The sequence below is a fragment of the Streptomyces sp. JL2001 genome, assembly GCF_050917515.1.
GTDB lineage: Bacteria > Actinomycetota > Actinomycetes > Streptomycetales > Streptomycetaceae > Streptomyces.
The window spans coordinates 5,497,610-5,516,320 of record NZ_CP169421.1; the positions used below are offsets into that span (position 1 = coordinate 5,497,610).

Below are 18,711 nucleotides of genomic sequence, written 5' to 3' on the forward strand. Positions count from 1 at the left end.
GCCGACACCGGTCTCCGCGGGCTTGACCTCGGTGTCCGTGTGCTGCGCCCGGCGGCGTTTCAGACCTCCGGGTTTGTGCGGTGGCGGCGCGCCCTGCGCTCCGGGTTGCGTCTGGCCACACGCGGGACACGGGCGATGTGCTCGCTGTCTCTTCGGAGTCTTCTTCTTCGGAGGCATCAGTGCTGCTCGGCTTCGTTCGGCTCGGACGGTTGGTCAGGACTACGGCGCGGAACTGTGGCGGTCGAGGCGTGGGGCGGTGGTCCGGAAGTCTTCGAGCAGCTCGGCGGCGGCACGGGCACGGATGGCTTCCAGCTCGCCGCCACTGGTGACCGAAGTCCGGCGTTGCAGGGCCTCCACCGGGGGCACCAGATGGTTCGGCACCTGACAGGGCATGACGTATCGCGACCGGTCGAGCGGCAATTGATAGAAGACGTCCCAGCCCGCCTCGCCGCGCAGCGCGCCCCGGATGCGTTCCTCGGCCATGTTCAGGTCTGACTGGGCTTTGGCGTCACCTTCGCGCTCCCGGAAGATGTCCCGGCAGCGTTCCTCCCACCCGTCGGCCCCGTGATCGAGGCCGATGTCGAGGAAGGGATTGTTGAACGGACCACGGTCGTTCCTTCTCGTCCCCCGCCAGGCGCGAAAGAGCCGGAGGTTGCGTTCGGCGACGGCTCCTCCCTGCGCGGCGGCCTTACCGGCGTACTCCTCGGCGGAGTCGAGAAGCCTGTCCCGTCCGGCGGGCGAATCGTGCTGTTCGCTCTGCGCCACGGCCACGTACGCCGCGAGGGCGAGGGCCTCCTGTGCCAGCTCGGCGGGAACCTTGCGGTTGCTCACGCTGCCCCGGGTGAGGGAGTAGGCCTGTTGCGCTGCCGCATCCAGATCACCGGCCTTCACGAGGTCGTAGGCACGGTTCAGGGCTACGAGAGCGTAGAACGGACTGCGTCCGGCGTCGACAAGACTCCCGGGGCGCCACAGGGTGGCCATCAGCAGCCAGAGCCCCCGGTCCTCGGTCATGCTCGGCGGCCACTGCCCGGACAGTGCACCGGACTTGAGGTCGCGTAGCTCGATCTGCTGAGTCCGGGGCAGAGCCGCGTCGAGTGCGTTCATGGCCGTCACGTCGCCGTCCATCACGACGTCGTACAGCAGGTCCCACACATCGTCCGGTTCCTGTCGGACGAGGGTCTCTCCGCGGAGGAACGACTGCCGGCGTAGATAGGCCTGCCACGCGAGACGTTCGGCCTGCTCATTGGTGATGTTGGCGGGGGTGAGACGCGCCCGCAGATAGAGGCCTTCCTCCGCGTCCCGTCTTGTCCAGGGTGCGTCCTCGGGCATGAGGCCACCGTGGTCGATCAGATCGTCGATGACGGACAGCGGCGCCCATGCGAGAAGATCGTCGAGAAAGCGGTTCGGCACAGGTATCGCGCCGCGCGTGGCGGCGGTTGCGAAGAGGCTGAAGGCGGGGCCGCCCGAGATCGCCTGGGAACGCTTGCTGACGAGATCCAGGCTGGGCGCTGTCGAACACAACACCCTGCACCGCTCCAGGCCCGCCTCGTTGAGCCACCGCACGCCGTTGGCCCAGAGGCTTCGCAGATGGCCCAGGACCGACTCCGGCGGCAGGAGCATCAACCCCGCGTGTACCGCGGGCAGCAGGCTCTCGCGGTCCGGATCGCCATCGAGGGCCTGCGAGAGGACTGCCCGCTCTGCCTCCGGCATGCCAGCGGCGGCTGTTGCCTCCGTGAGCATGGCCTGCACGGCTTCGACCGCGTCGCTGCCTCCGACGCCGAGCCAGCGCCACTTGCGCTGGACGAAACCGCTCACGCCTGAGGAGCCCTGCCTCTCCCGGCGTTCACGCGCACGCTGCAGGCGTTCTTTTTCAGCGGCTTTCGCCGCCTGACGAGCGGCTATCGGGTCCGTCGTGTCGTACACCCCGACAGATTATCCGCGCCGTCTGACAATCCACATCGTCTCGCACGTTTCGTGACCATGGATGATGAGCGGATACACCCACGGTCGACTGGCTCGGTAGCTACTCGGCATCGTCGGCAGTGGCCTCGGATCCAGTTGATTTCGTAGACCCCGTGTCCGTGGTCTCGCCCTGCCCGCCCGCCTCGATGGGCACGTGGCGTCGACGTTGCAGCTCATCGCGTTCCACGTCAGGGATCGTCATCGACTCGGCGAGCACGGCGGCGAGCGCGTCCACTTGAGTGGCGTCCATGTCTGCCTGGAAGAGCCACCGGATGTTCTCCTCGCGTGTGATGAGGTCGATCGCCAAGCGTGCGTTCTTGTCCTGGGTGGTCGCTGTCCGGACGTATCGCACTTGGTCGATCGGGATGACTTGACGGATCTCACCTTGTTCAAGGAACGCGTTCGACTTGGCGGTGATGATGCGGCGATCCGTGACGGCGACCAGCGTCTTCGCCGCCATCTTGTCCCTCCCGGCGGTCAGCTTCTCCTTCGCTCCGCCGAAGATCGCGGAAATGGGACCGAGAGCATCGAGCTGATCGGGGAAGCCGAGGACACGCAGGGTCTCACCGTCCTCGAGGAACCATCGCAGGATGCGAAGGTGCGGCTTGAGATCCAGTGACGTGGGTGCGCAGACGACGCCCGGAGCCTCCAGCGGAGGGGCCGGCGGATGGAGGGCATCGGCAAGAGGCTCGATCGCCTCCAGAAGACGGGCGGAGGCTTGGCGGGCTGCGATCGACTCCTTCCGCTTCCCCGGCAGTGGCAGTGTGTCGCGTCCGGGGAGCTCGGCGATGACGCGCAGCTCCCGCGTCAGCGAGTCGGCGAGGCTCGTCGCCTCGGTGAGAGCGGAGTCGAGCTCCGCGCGAGTGTCGCGCGCGATGACGTCGACGAGCCGCGCCTCGTCAGCGTCTTCGCGTCCAGCGGCTCTCGCCCTGCCGGCGCGGAGTGCCTGATACCCGGTCCATGCCTTGAGGGAGGACAGCAGGGCGTTGGCGTCGAAGACGATCGCCTCGGCGTTCAGTTGGAGATACTCGCGGCGGCGACTCGCGTCGGCTCGATCGATCTGCTTGACGTGGCCACGGACGTTCAGCCTGTATAGGTCGAGCTGTTTACGCAGCGCCGCTTCGCTACCCGCGACGTTGTCCCACAAGGAGGCGGGGACCGATTCGATCTCCCGCGCTTGGTCGACCGCGCGATCGATGGTGGCGACGAGCCCCGTCAGTTCGGTCCACTGCTCGTTGCGGATGGCTGTGAGTACCTGGCTCGTCAGCGCGATGTTGGTCCTGACGAGGTCCGTGACCTCATTCAGCTGCATCTGAAGGCCGACCATGGCCAGCGCCGGCCCGATCGACGCCGCGGACTGTGCCCTGCGTACCGAAGTCACGGCCTCGAAGCGAGCCGCGTGCACGATGCGGACCCGACCACCACTGCGGAGGAGCACCGCTCCGAGATTCGCGCCGTCCTTGACGGCGAGCGTTGCACCGGCATTCAGCCAGGCCTGTGTCGCGGCGCTGAGTCTGTAGAGCCCCTGCACGCTGGCGAGTGCGTTGCCGAGATTGCCGGCCACGGTCGCCGTGTTCCCGATCGCGGCCAGGACCGTGGAGATCTGCTTGCGGTCGGCGGCCGACACGATCCCGAAGTCGAGCAGATCGGGCTTGAGTTCCGCCGGAACCTCAGCGCCACAGACGACAGCAACCCCTGGCAGCACCTCCACCAGGACCGTCGGTGCCGTCGCTGAGTCGATGTCCGAGTCGGGTGTCGGATCGTCCACCACAGGGGAGTCGGCGGTATCGCTCCGGCCGTTTTCCTCAGGCTCGGCGATCTCCATTGAGTCCGAAGGGTTCTGCATGCGATGTCCTCCCCCAAGAGCGCGCGACGGCCAGACCTCGTCGGCGTTCGCCGCCGAAGTCTACGGTTCGACGCCCTGTGGTCGAGCCTGAATTCACCAGGCGGAGGCGCGCAGCCGTCCGGTGGACCCAGCTTGTTCCACTGGGTGTCGGTGGCCAACGTGCCCTCTGGCAGCTTCTCCGCCTCTGCCGCATTCCCCGGCCCCCTGGCTGAAGTACTTGAGCCAGGCGAGCGGTCACGCCGGCGCGCCGAGGACTGGCACGCCGAGATGTGGTTGGACGACGCCGACAACATCGCCTTGTACGCGAAGGTCTGGCGCACCCTGCGTGAGTCGGCGGTGTACGGGGCCGTCGCCCACAACGTCGTCAACGCGGCCAGGCGTGCCCTGAACCCGAGTTGACGGGTCGCCTGGGCGCCGAGGCTAGAGATCGCAGCTGTCGAGGCGTAGTCGGGCGGCCCGGTGGTCGGCTGTCTGCCCAGGTCGGCACCGGGGCACGGGAAGCCGCGACGCGGTGGTGCGCGATGTTCTTGAAAGCCCCTGGGGTAACTACCGACCCAACCAAACCCGGCCTGTTCGCCCGCGAGTTGGGGCGCCACTCGTTCGAGTGATGGGAGCGTCGGCTCGTCAGCCGGGTGGGGTACGGTCGCCGCACACACAACCGCAAACAGAGAACGGCCCCCGGCAGGACGGCAATCCCGGCGAGGGCCTGACCAACCAGGAAGATGATGGCTTCCCGATGGCTGACCCGCAGTCTAACGCGGCCCTGCCCGCACACCCGTCGCCCGAGCGGCAGTCGCCGCCCGCGCCTCCAGCACTCCCGCCGGACGCGCCCCGCGCCGGAGTCCTCCACGTACGGCACCGCCACACCGAGCGCTACACCGTCGTCGGTAACCACCTCGCCCAGCACCCCCGCCTCTCCGCCACGGCTATCGGCATCGGCGTCCACATCCAGTCCCTGCCCGATGGCGCCTCGGTCACCATCAAGGCGCTGACCCTGCGCTTCCCGGAGGGCGAGGTGACGATCGGCAGGGCGTTGAGGGAGCTGGAGGAGGCCGGGTACCTCGTGCGTCGCCGGGTGCCGCTCGGGGGTGGCCGGATCGCCACGCGTACGTTCTTTCTCGATCATCCGAGGGCTGTTGTACACGCCTCGGTGGCGGGCGGCAGCTTGGAGGCCGTTACTCCTGGGGCGGCTGCCGGGCCTGAACCTGGAGTTCCGTCTGTACCTGGGCCGGTGGCTGTTCCGGTGGCGGCGGAAGTCTCGGTTCCGGTTTGCGCACGTACGAGGAGTGCCGCCCCCGAACCCGTCACGGTGCCCACCGGCCCGGCGGCTGACCTGCTCGCGCGTTTACGGCTCGTCGACACCCGGCTGTTGCTGTCCGAACGGGACGTCGCGCGGCTCGTGCCCGCCGTCGAGACCTGGCTCGGCCGTGCCGCGACGCCGGACCAGATCACCCGCACGCTCACCGCGGGCCTGCCGCCCGAGGCCGACCCCATCCGCCACCCGGCGAGCTTCGTCGAATACCGCCTGACGACTCTTCTCCCGCCGCCATTGCCGACGGCGCCCATCCGCACGGCGACGGCGGCGACGCACCCAGCACAGCGGGCGCCGCTGGTCACCTGCGACGGCTGCGAACGCGCGATCCGTACGCATGATCCGCGCGCATTGTGCCGCGAGTGCAGGGAACGCCATGACCGCGGCAAGGCCAGAGTGGTCAACTTGGCCGCCTGAACGCTTGTGCGGGTGAACTTTCGAGCTTCGGCGACGTGGGCAGCGTGTGCTTTCTACGGTGTTCGTTGATCGGTACGGGTGGTGGAGGTGAGCAAGCGGATGAGCGAACTGGCAGGGGAGCCGGACGGAACCGCGGCTGCGGTCATGGGCTCGGACGTCGGGACGGAGTCTCCGGGGCCGCCCGAGCCAGACTCAGGCATCCTCCGCGTGTTCGGACGGCAGTTGAAACGCTTCCGGCTGCGGGCGGGGTTGGAGCGAGCCGAGTTCGGTGCGCGGACCGGCTACTCGGCGTCCACGATCGCGGCGTTCGAACAGGGGAGGCGGGTACCGCCGCCTCGGTTCATCGATGTGGCGGACGGGCTGCTGGACGCGGGCGGGGTTCTCCAGGAGATGAAGGAGGAGGTGGCGAGGGCTCAGTATCCGGCGTTCTTTCGGGATGCGGCTCGGTTGGAGGCGGAGGCGGTTGAGCTGCACGTGTACGCGACGAAAGCCGTGCCAGGACTGCTGCAAACGAAGGAGTACGCGAGGGCTGTGTTCGCCATGTGGCGGCCCTTGCTGCCGGAAGGAGTCATCACGCAGCGAGTGGCAGCGAGGCTTGCTCGACACGAGTTCTTCGCTCGGGAGCCGCTGCCCACCATCAGCTTCGTGATCGAGGAGGCGGTGCTGCGAAGGCCGCTGGGGGGCTGGCCCGTTATGCGGGGTCAGTTGGAAAACATCCTGCGCTACGGACAGCGGCGAAACGTCGAAATCCAGGTGATTCCGACAGAGCTGGAGGAGCACGCTGGGCTGGAAGGCCCGTTCACCTTGATCGAGACGCGTGACGGGCGCAGGATCGCATATGTGGAGGGGCACAAGGACAGTCGTCTGCATACGGAGCGCAAGCCGGTCCGGGAGATCGAGGAGCAGTACGGCATCCTCAGAGCACAAGCGCTCACTCCGCGTGCATCGTTGACCTTCATCGAGAAGTTGCTGGGAGACCAATGAACGCCAAAGAGATTGCCGCTGCCGTTCCCGAATCGGCGTGGTTCAAGAGCAGCTACAGCACCGGTTCCGGTGGCGAGTGTGTCGAGGTGGCTGCCCGCCCTTACACGATCCATGTGCGGGACTCCAAGGACACCGCCCGCCCGGGGCTGGTTGTTGGCACAGGCGCCTGGGCGGCGTTCGTCGGGTACACGGTGGATCAGGCCGTCTAACCTGGTCGGCAGGCTTCTGGACGGCTCAGCGTCGGCGCGGATTCGGGGCAGACGCTTCGGACCACTGGCCAAGTTCGTGGACGAAGTCCTTGTAGGAGCGGTTGGTACCGGTCGGGCCCGAGGCCAGTAGGCCAAGCGACCGGGCCTGCTCGGCGACCTTGGGTCCGTCGCACTCCCGGAATGCTGGCGAACCGAGCTTGCGCTTCAGGTCTTCCTTGGGGCTCTTGATGGTTCCGGTGTCGCGGCCTTGGAGCTGCGCGGGAACCTTCCAGTTGGGCCGGACGGCCGGGAAGGCGTCCGGGAATAGTAAGAGCCACGCCTCCGACTCCCAAGCGGCAAGCGCCAACGCTGAGTTGCAGGGGCTCTCGCGGGATAGTGCTCCGGCGACGTTCGCTCGGACACGGGTGTACTCGGCGTCCGTGTAGCCGTCCAGGCCCTCGTGGATCACCAGGCCGACGAGTGGGCCCTTCGCTCGGAGCGCGCGGCCCTTCGCTTTGCCAACGATGGTGCGGACGCGGGCCGCGAGGTCGGGCCCGGAGGCCGTCTTGAGGCGGGTTTTGTCGCTGATCTCGACCAGGCGGGCGCTGCCCAGATCTGGATGGTGCTGCTTGATGATCTCGGCGACGATCCGGCAGTCGTTGGAGTCCTCGCCGACCAGCACGATGACGCCGCGCCCCTGGGGGCCTCTGCTCCCGGCCACTACAGCTCGTCTCCCGTCAGGTCACCGCCAAGAACACCGGAGAACCACAGCTCACCGAGCGGCAGGTCCCCGCTCTCCTCGACGATCGCACTCACCTCGTCCGTGCTGATCGCGGGAATGAGCGAGGCGCCCTCGTCGTCCCGCTCGCAGATCACGATCTCCTCGGGCAAGAGTCGGTCGGTGAGCGCCGGGGAGTGCGTCGCGACGATGAACTGGGTCCGTTCGCTGGCTTCCCTCAGGCGCTCGACGATCACCCTCAGCGCCTGAGGGCGGAGACCGTGGTCGATCTCCTCGACACATGTGAGCGCGGGGGGCGTGGGGTCGTGGAGCAGGGCCAGGAGACCGAGGAGGCGGACGGTCCCGTAAGAGGCGTCGGCGAGGGGGGTGGGCTGCCGCAGCCCGCGCTCACGCAGGATGACAGTGACCTGATCTGCCCGGCCTCCGACGTGGACGAATTCGATGTCCAGCAACTGCGGAAGGACGGAACGGGCGTCGTCGACCAGCCGGTTCCAGAGGTCGTCATCGCCCGTATGGAGCGTGTACAGGAAGGCGGCCAAGTTGTCTGCGTCGGATGACAGGTCGCCGTGGTCGACGCGGGAAGGTCGGCGTGCCGCATCGACGTTCACGTCGAACACGCGGAACGAGGAGAGTTGCTGCGCCACCCGGGCCACCTCGGTTCCACCCTCGGTGCTGGTCAGGCGGGGGAGTGTGGACAGACCGCTGCTGAGTCGCTGGATACCGAACTCGCTGCTGTCCTCAAGACCGCTGCTCGGCCGAGTATCGACCACTGTGGCGCGCTCGCCCGACACAGTGATGCGGCGGCCTCGTCCCCGCGTCCGCTTGAACTGGAAGCTCTCGCTGCGGGTGAGTCGGTAACGGCCGCTGTCCTTGTTGCTGGGCGCCGAGTAGCGCCGGACCTTGAGGTCGTATTCGTCGGGGGCGTTGGGGCTTGAGTGGGTGGTCCAGGTGGCCTTGAGCCGGATCCGGAGGGTGGTCGGGGGCTTGGGGCCGCCCCAGAACGCGACCTCGTCGAAGCCACCCCGGGATTCTAGGGCGGGTTCGAGGTCGGTACGGATGATGTCAGCGAGCAGGTCGAACACCTTGAGGACGTTCGACTTGCCGACACCGTTCGCACCGACGAGGACCGTCAGCGGACCTAACGGGATCGTCACGTCCCGCAGGCTGCGGAAGTTCTCCACGTGCAGTTCGACCAACTGTCCTGGCATAGACCGGAACCTATCGGGAGGCGTGGGCCGGGGTGGGGTACGGCGGGTGTGGCGTCGGCACACACCACTGACGGTCAGCCATCCACCGACACTTCACGCCCGCCGTCCGCCGGCTCGGGCGGCGTCCACCGCCCTGCGGAAATCTCGGCGTCCAGCCGCGCCTGGAAGTGAGCGTGCGCACCCCGCATTTCCGCCTCGCGGTCCGCTTTATAGAACGGGGGGATGTACCCGTCGGGGGGTGGGGTGGTGTTGGGCGATTCGAGGTGGGCGAGGAGGGTCGGGTAGGTTTCCTTGGTTTGTCCGTATCCATAGGTGTGATGGCTTGCAGCGACCTTCCGGCCTTTGGCATCGAAATACATCTCCGATTCCCGCTGGGCGAGGATGTAGTAGCGAGATGTGTAGATAGCGGCCAATTCATCGGCGGAGATGCCAATCCAAACAGAGGCAAGTGCGTCGAGTTCTACCAGCGCTGCACGGCGCTCGTACTCCGTGCGAAGAGGGCTGTTGCATTCCCAATCCGAAGTGAGACTCGTAGCCAACGGGGCAAGATTGGGCCACTTATTGGCCCAATCTTCATAGTGAGGCCAGGTCGGATGGAAGAGCTGGCGCCAGAGGGGCGCGTAAGCATTCGTTAGGCAATTTAGGCGCATAGTGCGGATTAGGAGGCCTTGGGCAAGGGGGTGTGTAGATGACGCGGCGGGCATCTGGCGCACACCCGCCGGGGTGAGATCTGCCCGTCCGGTAATTCTTAGGAGATAGTCAAAGGGTAGGGACGCCCAAAATCCTGCGTTCAGAGTGGTGAGCCGAACATTGTCCAGTGCCATGGTCTGGACGGTGTATAGGTGTGCAGGTCCTGGCGGGATGAGTGCAGCAAATAGACTGCGTTCTCCATCGAAGGCGATCATACGACGCCAAGCGAGACGGAAGTAGTCCGTATATCGTTTCCCGTCCCAATCAACCTGCGCGTCTTGGTATACGCTCAATTCTGCAGCGCGCAGGTAATTTGTTCGAGGTGTCAGACTCTTTGGAAGTGTGGTGAGATCGTAGTCGCTGTAATCATTGTGATTGCGCAGGGGGTGATTTGGTTGCTTCTCGAACGGCGTAGCAATTCCAAAATGCGGCCCCTGCAAGATTACTTCGTAAAGGTTCTCCGGCTTGCCCTCGGCCCATCGGATGATGCCAGCCTTCCTCGCGTTCGCTTCGTCGTAGCCTCGGCTTATCCGCGGGTTGTGCTGGGAGATCCGCTCGGCTGCGTTCGAAAGGGTCGCGATGGCGGCTTCTTCGTGGATGGTTACCGGATAGAGGAGTGGGGTTCGATCGATAGGTGCTTCGGTCTCTCCGGAAAGTTTCTGCCACTCTTTCAGGCGGTCCCAAGTTACATGGACGAGGCGGTCGCGGTGTGGTGTCAAATCCCACGCTCCACCTCGTTTGATGCCGGGAATTGACCCCTTGCCATCGTGCTTGAGTGAGTTTGTGAGGGTTTCTGCCTCGAATAGCCAGCTCACGTGAGGGAAGTTAATCTGCTTGCTCTGGCCATACACATTCACCGAGAACTGGCGGGTTTCTTTGATGTCGGGGAATACTTTTCGCTGATTCCAGAAATGTGCATGGAACCTCAAGTGGCGGTAGGTTGCGGCCCGCAGGGATCCTTCTCTTGTTCCACCAAAATGTGAATCTGGGTGAATTAGTCCAGAGGTTCCGGCCGGGCTGGCGTTAGACCAGACCTTGCACATGAATGCCCGGTACAGATCCGGCTGTGTCCCTTCGAAGAGAGGGTAATTCTCGGGTGCGCTAAGCATTGAGGCCATGCTGGTATTTGACGCCAACTCGGATGTGTAGAAAAGGCGACCTTCGTTGTTGAGTGTTTCATCTCTGCGTGAACGCTTCTCGCTAGCGGTAGGCTTGTCAGTGAGGGCGAACCAAGGATCGAGTTCCGCAAGAACGACATCCTCTTCCCACCTCGGCCGGACCCAAGGCGGATTCCCGACCTGCAAGTCATACCCACCCTTGGCAAACACCTGCGCGAAGTCCAGCTCCCAATGGAAGAACCCCTGCGCCCGCGCCACATCCCCCGCAACCCCCGCCCAGGGGAACCGCAGCTCCAGCTGCTGGAAATGCTCCATGCCCATCAAATCGGGCAGCGCATCCTCATAAGGCTCAAGCTCAGCCAGCGACCCGAACTCCGCCACCAGCGAGTCAGCCGGAACATCCTCCGTGCCAACCAACGCCTCCGCGAACTCCAGCCAGTCGTCCAGCCCCGCCAGCGGAACCACCGCCCGCTTGCGCGTACCCCCGATGGCCTCCTTGCGCCGCCCCGCGCGCCGGCGCTCCATCGAGGCCGCCGTCAGCTCGCCGCCCCCGGTGATCTCGCCGAACAGATCCTCCGTCTCCCAGGACATGAGCACCCCGGACTCGCCCGCAGCCCGCAGCCCCTCCGCCACTGCACCCGAGGGAAGCTCCTCAGCCCCCCGCGCGTACACCGCCGCCGTACCGTCCAGCAGCCCAGCCTCCTGCACCGGCCAGAACCACAGCGCGCACCACGCGTCCATCAGCGTCTTCAGGCGCCAGTAGGGAGTGTCCGGAGCCGTCAAATCAGCGACGACCTTGTCCCGCTGTACCGCGACCTCCGGCGACCGCAGCCAGCCGTCCTCCGCGCCCCACACGTCGATCCGTCGCGAGATGTCCCGCTCGGAGATCTCCAGGCGTCGTACAACCAACCCCCACAGGAACTCAACCCTCCGGGCCGCAGCCTGAAGTCGTTCCGCCTGCTTGGCAGTTGGCGTGCGTGTGATCATCTTGCGCCAGTTGCCCAGCGCCCGTGCCGCCTCCGGGGCCAGCGCCTTCGCCTCCTTCTCGGCCGCGACCGCGCCCCACTCCTTCGCGGGGAGGAGGAAGTGGTGGACGGCGTTCTCGGTGACCCGCTGCACCGAGCCGCTTCGGGTGGTGCGCTCGGTCACCGTCACCGGGAGGCCGTTCGCCGCCTCCGTCAGCGGGAAGCGTTCCGGCGTCGTCCCCAGCCAGGCCGCCTTCTTCAGCTTCTCCGGCGGGTACACCTCACGCCGGCCGCCGATCAGCGAGTTGCCGCGCCGCAGGTGCAGGCCGAACCACGGGGCCTCCATGCCGGGGTGCATGGTGTTGAGCCACAGCGACACCTCCGCCAGCTCCACGGCCGTCTCGTTGAGGTCGACGCCGTAGGAGTTGTGCAGGGCGACGTAGGCCTTCGCCTTCTGGAACTCGACGGCGTACTTCTCCGTGTCGATCGGCGTGCCCAGCTCCTCCTGGCGGCGGCGCAGGTACTCCGCCGCGACCTGGTTGATGGCCTCGTTGAGGAAGGCCCCGGACCCGAGCGCCGGCTCGCAGATCTTCCAGTCGAGCAGCTCGCGCGCCTCGGTCGTCGTACCGTCCTGGTCCAGGCGGTGCTGGAGGGCCAGTTGGACCGTGACCTTGGTGAGGGACTCGGGGGTGTAGTACGAGGCTGACGTCTGGCGTTCGCGGCCGGACAGGCGGTAGACGAACGAGCCGGGGGCGTACCTGACGCGGACGTCCTCGCCGGTCTCCTCGTCGCGGCGGTGCACGAACACGTTCCCCGGATAGTCGTCGACCTTCGACTTCGGGATGAGCCAGGAACCGTCCTTCGGGTCGCCGTTCTTCGCGACCTCGTACAGTTCCTCGTCGCCCGCGATGAACCCGCTGTACGACATCAGGCCCTCGTACACGGCCCCGAGCTGGTTGATGCCGAGCTGGGCGTACGAGATGAAGCCGCCGCGCTCGCCCTTCTTGCCGCGCGTGATCATCAGCAGGCGCAGCACCTTGTAGAGGGTGGCGTTCCGCAGCCGGGTGTCCAGGACGCCGCCTGAGCCCTCAAGGCCGGCCTCGTCGTCATCGTCGTCGGTGTCGTCGTAGGGGTGCGGGATCGTGCCGAGGCCGATCAGCCGGATCGACTCCGGTTCGAAAAGCTTGGAGTGCAGCGGCTCGAAACGCAGGCCCACGTCCTCGCTGGCCTTGGGGGTGGCCTCCACGCCGTCCGCTTCCGCCCCTGCGGGGCCGTGCGTCCGCCGCGAGCGGTAGCCCTCCTGCACCTTGCGGAAGAGCAGGTCCAGTGACTCGTACAGATACGTGCCCTGCCGGGACTTCTCGTCGACGAGGTCCCGTTCGGCGATCAGTTCGCCGAGGCGGCCGAGGCCGTATCCCTGCTGGTACTCGGGATAGTCGGCGGGCAGGATGCCCAGTTCGGGGCGGGCCTCCGCGTAGAGGAGGAACAGGACTCGGTAGAGGTAGCGGAGCGACTCGCGAGTCAACTGCTTGCCGAGGTCGGGCAGTTCGCCGATGTCCTCGGGGCGTACGCCCTGCTCGCGCAGCCGGGCGAGGACCTCGCCCGCGATCAGCTCGACGCTCAGCCGCAGACCGTCGCGCAGTTCGCTGGAGACACCCACCGCGTGCTTGGTGGACTTGCCGACGAGTTCCGCAAGGGGGTTCTCGCCGCCCTCGTCCGGCGTGCGCAGTGAGTCCGCGCCGAACAGGGCGGCGATCGTGTCGAGTTCGCCGCCCGCCTTGGTGTCGTTGCGCTGGAGGGCCGCGTCGAGGGAGACCGCGAGGTAGCGGCCCTCGCCCCACACCATCCGGTCCGCGAGGACGACGACCCCGCCGACCAGCAGCAGCACGTAACGGGGCGCGTCCTCGCACGCGAAGAGGAACGAGGCGAGCTTCGAGCCCGTCGGCACGGTGTTGCGGCCGTCCAGCGGTACCGGCTCCAGGAGGCGGCCGGGGCCCTCCGGGTCGAGGGCGGCGTCCGTTTCGGCGGCCCAGCCGCAGTCGACCGCGACCAGGCCCTTCTCGGCGTGCGCGACCCGGACCTCGTACGGCTGGTCGGCGCGCGTGACCGTCATCGTGCGCGGCTTGGCGTCGTAGCCGAGCGCGCGCAGCACCTCCGCGTTCAGGGCGCGGACCCGCTCGCACCAGGCGGGGGAGTCGTACGTCGCCGAGTCGTCCTCGGTGTCCTGGGCGGCCGCCGTGCCGTCCTCGTCGTCCTCGGGGAGCGCGAAGGAGGAACGGGCCCGGAAGTAGCGGCGGCGCAGCTCACGCAGGCCCGCGCGCGGGGTGACCGGCAGGGCGTCGGCGTCCAATTCTCCCGGCACCGCTTCGGCCGCTGCGTCGGCCCCCGCCGTGGCCGCCCGCTCGGCCTCCGCCCTCGCCTCGTCCTCGCGCTGCTTCCAGGCGGCCAGCAGGCCCGACTTGAGGTCCTTGGGCAGCACCTCGGCGAGGTAGTGCGCCGAGAAGTAGTCTCCTCGGTTGACCAGGGAGTCGTACGTCATGTCCGGTCTCTTCTCAGGGAATCTCAGGTCGGGAGGTCTGGCGGGCGACAGGGCGGCGGGCCGGGCCGTGGGCGGGCGTCGGCTCAGGCCGTGGACGGCGGACGCGCGGGCGCTTCCGGGTCGGGGACCAGGACGGCGAGGACCCGCATCAGGGGGCGGCCGGTGGTCAGCAGCGAGTCCGCGAGCGAGGCGAGCGACTTCTTCGTCCGCTCCCCGGCGAGGGTGGGCTGCTCCCAGTCGCCCAGACGGGCCTTGTAGTCGTCGATCGGCTTGCGCAGCGGCTCGTCCCAGGCGTCGCGGTGCCGGTCGAGGAATTGCTCGGCGGCGGCCAGTGCGTCGGGGATGCCGGCCTCCAGCGCCGTCGCCGGTTCGCTGTGGCGCATCGGGTTGGCCATGGTCGGTCCGACCCCGGAGCGGTGCAGCAGGCCGACCATGTCGTCCTCGACCGTGCCGCCCCGCGTCACGCCCATCCACTTGACGACGGTCGGACGGCCCAGCGCGTTGGAGTAGACGCCCTGCACGAGGTACGTGGGCTCGGGCACGTCCGCCGTGATGATCAGCGCCTCCTGCCGGCCCAGGCGTACCAGGACCTTGTCCGTGAGCCACTCCACCACCGGATGCAGGTCCGTGAGCAGGGAGATCTCCGGCCAGCTGGACGTGGACGACTCGCGGGCCCGCTTCAGGGAGTGCTCGGCGAGCCGGCGGTTGAAGGTCACCAACAGCCGCTCGCGCAGGCGCTGTTCGCGTACGTAGTCCAGCGGGAGCGCCTTGAGGCGGTGCACCAGGTCGGTGGGCGGGCGGAAGGACAGCAGGCCCGACTCGGTGTCGCGGTGCAGGTCCAGGCTGGTGGTCGCGTCGGGGAACACCTCGCTCAGCGCCTCGTCGAGGAACTCGGCGGTCGACGTGAACAGCCGGGGTACCGCCGCGCTGCCCGGTGCGGACGTGCCGGCGCCACTTCCTTCGGTGTCCTGCGGAGCGCCGTCCTCCGCGCCCGGTCCGGCGTCGCCCACCGAACCGAAGAAGTCCGCCAGGAAGTCGTCCATGGCCGCGTCCGCCTCCGCCTCCGCCCGGTGCGCGTCCAGCGACTCGTCCACCGTACGGCCGCGCAGCAGATCCTGGATGAGGGACTTCTCCTCGGCCTCCGCCCGGTACAGGCCCGTCACCGCCTCGGCCGTGCCCAGCGCCCGGTGCGCCTGGTCCTCCCGGTCCAGCAGCCGCTCCGCCACCACCGTGTCATCCTTGGCGCCCTCCACCTCACTGGTGAGGATCAGCGCGCGGAACTGTGGCTGGTGCGCCTGCCCGTACCGGTCGATACGGCCGTTGCGCTGCTCGATGCGGATCAGCGACCACGGCACGTCGTAGTGGATCAGCTGGTGGCACTGGCGGTGCAGGTTGACGCCCTCGGACGCCACATCGCCGGTCAGCAGGACGCGTACCGGCGCGTCCGCCAGGCCGAAGTCCTCCACGCACTGCATCTGCTGCTCGTCCGACAGGCCGCCGTGCATCACGCGCGTCGACTCCTCGGCCGCCCGGCCCCGGAAGCCGAGCGCGGCCGGCAGCACCGTGCGCAGCCACTCCAGGGTCTGCACTCGCTCGGAGAAGACCACCACCCGCGCGTCCGACTTCGGGCCGACACCGATCGTCTTCAGCTGCTCGACCAGCGCCGCGAACTTCGCCGAGTCCGCTTCCGTCAGCGGCTCCACCAGTTCCTGGAGCGTGCGCAACGCGGCGAGTTCGGCTCGGGTCGCCGTCGGTTCGTCCTTCTTCTCCAGTGTCTTGATACGTGCGCTGACTGTCGCCTTCAGGGCGGCGTGCGAGGACAGGAACGACTTGAGCAGCGTGTACGGGAAGAGAGGGACGCCGCTCACCGAGGTGCCGTTCTCTCCGGGCAGCCAGACGGCCGCCAGCTCCTCGAAGATCTTCTCCTCTGCGGGTGTCGCCGCACACCGCACCGACTGCGAGGGGCCCCGGTCCGCCCACTGGCCCTTCATCTGCTCGCGGACCTCGGGGCTGATCTTCGTACGGCGGATGAAGAGGTGCTCGATGTCCTCGGCGCGGTAGTGCTCCGGGTCGCGGATCGCCGCCGGGTCGAGGAGGCCGATCAGCTCCGCGAACGACTTCGCGTCACCGTTGTGCGGGGTCGCCGAGGCCAGGATCAGGGCGTCCGTGCGCGGAGCGAGGATCTGCGCGAGCTGGTTGCGCAGGGAGCCGCGGTTGATCAGGTTGTGCGACTCGTCGATGACGACCGCGTCCCAGTTGATCCTCTCCAGGTGGTGCTTGTACTGGTCGGTGTTCTTCAGGGTGTCGATCGAGACGATGACCCGCTTGAAGTACGTGAACGGGTTCCGGCCCGCCGGGATCTCCCGCTGGATCCGCTCGATGCCGACCGAGTCCAGCCGTACGAGAGGGATCGCGAACCGGGTCCACAGCTCGTGCTGGAACTGCTCCAGGACGTGCTGCGGGGTGACTACCAGGATGCGCTCACCGCGCCCCCGACGGATCAGCTCGGCCAGCGTCAGACCGATCTCCAGGGTCTTGCCGAGCCCCACCACGTCGGCGATCAGCAGCCGCGGGCGCAGGTTGCGGCCCGACAGGGCCAGCTCGGCGGGGCGGCGCTGGTAGGGGAGGGAGTCGAGGAGGAACGAATCGGCGAGGGCCAGTCGGCGCTCGGACTGGGGGAGCGCGGTCTTGCGCAGGACCGCCTCAAGGAAGAGACGGGAGCGGCGGAAGTTCGACGACTCGTCCCGGACCAGCTTCGTACGGCGGGGGTCGATCAGCTCGATCGTGTCCAGGCCCGTGAAGAACACGGCTTCCTGGTCCCGTACGAAGTCGGAGACGCCGACGACGTCAACCTTCGCGCCGTCGTGCTCGGTGCGTACGGAGTTCCGCACGAGCCACACCTCGTCGCGCACAAAGACCTGCGCGCCTGCCGGGAACTGGTCCTCCCCGTCGGGGCGAGGGTCCACCGGTGCGGTGCTGCTCTGCTGGGCGGTCACCCGCTGCCTCCCGTGTCCGTCATGCTGTGCTGTTGTCGCGGCCGTCGCCCGGCTCGGGCGGACCTGCCGCTCACGCTGTTGTACCGCTCCACTGTGCCGTATGGGCGGCAAAGTGCGTGAACCACCCTCACCGGGGCAGACCCGCAGGTCAATGGCGCGCGGTGCGAGGGCGCCGGGGGAGGCACCTTGAACGGTGTGTGGGACGGGAGTCAGAACGCGGCACGTGCCGCGTACGCCTCGCGCAGCTGCTGGGCGGTGCGGCGCGCCTGGGCGGAATGGCGCAGGGAACGAGCCGGGGTCCGACCGGTGGGGCGGGGCCGCCGTGGCACGTCCTCGCTCGGAGCGCTCTGCTGGTGCTCCGCGCTCGGAGGCACGGGGGCCGTGGGCGCCGATTGAGCGGGTGGCCCGGCCTGTGTCGTCTGCTGCGGCGCGGCGAGATGCATGGTGGGCTGGGTATCCGGAGCGGGCCCGTCCACGACCACGGGCAGGGTCGGCGGTTCGTCATGACGCGGCCCGGCTGCCGGATCGGACATGGCAGGGACGGGAACAGGAAGGGTGCTTTCCGGCGGCGCCGGTAGGAGCGTCGGGAAGTCATGAGGGGGCGCGGCCGTGTAGGTGGTGAGACGCCGGCGTGCCTGCGCGAGCTTCAGCCCCTGCGCCTCGACCAGGCCACGGCACTGCTGGACGACCTCGGTGATCGTGGGCCGGTCCTGAGCGTGGTGGGACAGCATGGCCGTCAGGAGGGGGACCAGCTCGGGTGGCGCTCCCGTCAGATCGGGGGCGGTCCTCGGATCGGTCACCATGTGGAACAGCACGTGGATGTTGTTCGCGTGGTACGGCAGGTGGCCCGTCGCGGCGAACAGCAGAACCGTACCCAGTGCGTACACGTCGACGGCGCTCGTCAGCGGCTTCCCGCCGTTGGCCTGCTCGGGCGGCATGCACGACGGGGTGCCCACGACCGTGTTGGCGGCGGTGAGGGAAGCGCTCGACTCGGCGAAAACCGCGAGGCCGAAGTCGATGATCTTGGGACCGTTCGGGCCGAGCAGGATGTTCGCGGGCTTCAGGTCCCGGTGCAGCAGTCCCTGCTTGTGCACATATCCCAGGCCTTCGGCAAGGGTAGCGCCGACGGACAGGACGAGGAGTGCGGGCAGCGGGCCGTGGGTCACCACATGCTTGCCGAGGTCCGGACCCTCCACGTACTCCGTGGCCAGCCAGGGCTGTTCCGCCTCCGCATCCGCGTCGAGGAGCTGTGCGATCCGCGCGCCCCAGACCGTCTTCAGGATCTCGATCTCCTGCGCGAAGCGCAGCCGGGCGGTCGAATCGACGACCGACGGCTTGATGATCTTCACCGCGGCCGGCTCACCGCCCGGAGACTCGCCCAGGTACACCTGTCCCATGCCGCCCTGGCCAATCCGGCCCAGCAGCTCGAAGCCGCCGATCTGTGCCGGATCCTCGGGGCTGAGCGGCGTGGTCTGCACGTCTGTGTCTGTCCTTCGGTCGGGTCCGCCGGTCGGGAGCTGTCGAAGCGGCTCCGAAACAAGCTAGCCGATCCGGCCGACAACCTGAGCACATCGAGCGGACCGTCTGAAGCCCCGATGGCGATGAAGCCTCCCGGCCCGGAATGCTTGGGAACGAGGGAGGCTGGTCCTGCCGATCTGCAGCAGGCGTGGAGGTCCGCGACCCCTGCACGAAGGCTGATTCCGTAAACGGGGAACCGTGCCGCGTCCTGCCCCGTCCTCGCGACTTC

Annotated in this window: 10 protein-coding genes and 1 pseudogene; 4 read left to right on the forward strand and 7 right to left on the reverse strand. The window is 67.7% G+C overall.

What is annotated here, in order from left to right; translation table 11 throughout:
- Positions 1-219: 219 nt before the first annotated feature.
- The gene (locus ACE1OA_RS24530) at positions 220-1,923 is read right to left on the reverse strand and encodes a hypothetical protein (protein ID WP_432753398.1); all 1,704 of its coding nucleotides are present in this window, start codon (positions 1,921-1,923) and stop codon (positions 220-222) included.
- A gap of 100 nt (positions 1,924-2,023) precedes the next feature.
- Entirely contained in the window at positions 2,024-3,787 is a 1,764-nt protein-coding gene (locus ACE1OA_RS24535) for a hypothetical protein (protein ID WP_432753399.1), read from the reverse strand.
- A 267-nt stretch (positions 3,788-4,054) separates the two neighbouring features.
- Here ACE1OA_RS24535 and ACE1OA_RS24540 point away from each other — a divergent pair.
- From ACE1OA_RS24540 to ACE1OA_RS24555, 4 genes and pseudogenes are all read left to right on the forward strand, one after another.
- Positions 4,055-4,207: pseudogene (locus tag ACE1OA_RS24540) on the forward strand (transcriptional regulator); the annotation flags it as partial.
- 337 nt (positions 4,208-4,544) lie between these two features.
- Positions 4,545-5,537 carry a hypothetical protein gene (locus ACE1OA_RS24545; RefSeq protein WP_432753400.1) on the forward strand — a complete coding sequence of 331 codons (993 nt, stop codon included), beginning with the start codon at positions 4,545-4,547 and terminating at the stop codon, positions 5,535-5,537.
- 144 nt (positions 5,538-5,681) lie between these two features.
- Entirely contained in the window at positions 5,682-6,521 is an 840-nt protein-coding gene (locus tag ACE1OA_RS24550; protein WP_432754094.1) for a helix-turn-helix domain-containing protein, read from the forward strand.
- Positions 6,518-6,730, forward strand: a complete 213-nt coding sequence (locus tag ACE1OA_RS24555) for a DUF397 domain-containing protein (protein WP_432753401.1) — start codon at positions 6,518-6,520, stop codon at positions 6,728-6,730. Before ACE1OA_RS24550 ends, ACE1OA_RS24555 begins: the two co-directional genes overlap by 4 nt.
- Positions 6,731-6,755: 25 nt before the next feature.
- Here ACE1OA_RS24555 and ACE1OA_RS24560 read toward each other — a convergent pair whose 3' ends face one another.
- From ACE1OA_RS24560 to ACE1OA_RS24580, 5 genes are all read right to left on the reverse strand, one after another.
- The gene (locus ACE1OA_RS24560; RefSeq protein WP_432753402.1) at positions 6,756-7,391 is read right to left on the reverse strand and encodes a hypothetical protein; all 636 of its coding nucleotides are present in this window, start codon (positions 7,389-7,391) and stop codon (positions 6,756-6,758) included.
- Positions 7,392-7,429: 38 nt separating this feature from the next.
- Positions 7,430-8,656 carry an AAA family ATPase gene (locus ACE1OA_RS24565; protein ID WP_432753403.1) on the reverse strand — a complete coding sequence of 409 codons (1,227 nt, stop codon included), beginning with the start codon at positions 8,654-8,656 and terminating at the stop codon, positions 7,430-7,432.
- A gap of 74 nt (positions 8,657-8,730) precedes the next feature.
- Complete coding sequence (locus ACE1OA_RS24570; RefSeq protein ID WP_432753404.1) at positions 8,731-13,968, reverse strand: class I SAM-dependent DNA methyltransferase; 5,238 nt, start codon at positions 13,966-13,968, stop codon at positions 8,731-8,733.
- Between the two features lie 83 nt (positions 13,969-14,051).
- Positions 14,052-16,964 (reverse strand): DEAD/DEAH box helicase, encoded by a 2,913-nt coding sequence (locus tag ACE1OA_RS24575; RefSeq protein WP_432753405.1) that lies wholly within the window; start codon positions 16,962-16,964, stop codon positions 14,052-14,054.
- 209 nt (positions 16,965-17,173) lie between these two features.
- Entirely contained in the window at positions 17,174-18,442 is a 1,269-nt protein-coding gene (locus tag ACE1OA_RS24580) for a protein kinase domain-containing protein (RefSeq protein WP_432753406.1), read from the reverse strand.
- Positions 18,443-18,711 lie beyond the last annotated feature (269 nt).

Coding starts and splice junctions, on each gene's coding strand:
- ACE1OA_RS24535 (WP_432753399.1), bottom strand. CDS start 3,787: ATGGAGATCGCCGAGCCTGAGGAAAACGGCCGGAGCGATACCGCCGAC.
- ACE1OA_RS24545 (WP_432753400.1), top strand. CDS start 4,545: ATGGCTGACCCGCAGTCTAACGCGGCCCTGCCCGCACACCCGTCGCCC.
- ACE1OA_RS24550 (WP_432754094.1), top strand. CDS start 5,682: ATGGGCTCGGACGTCGGGACGGAGTCTCCGGGGCCGCCCGAGCCAGAC.
- ACE1OA_RS24555 (WP_432753401.1), top strand. CDS start 6,518: ATGAACGCCAAAGAGATTGCCGCTGCCGTTCCCGAATCGGCGTGGTTC.
- ACE1OA_RS24565 (WP_432753403.1), bottom strand. CDS start 8,656: ATGCCAGGACAGTTGGTCGAACTGCACGTGGAGAACTTCCGCAGCCTG.
- ACE1OA_RS24570 (WP_432753404.1), bottom strand. CDS start 13,968: ATGACGTACGACTCCCTGGTCAACCGAGGAGACTACTTCTCGGCGCAC.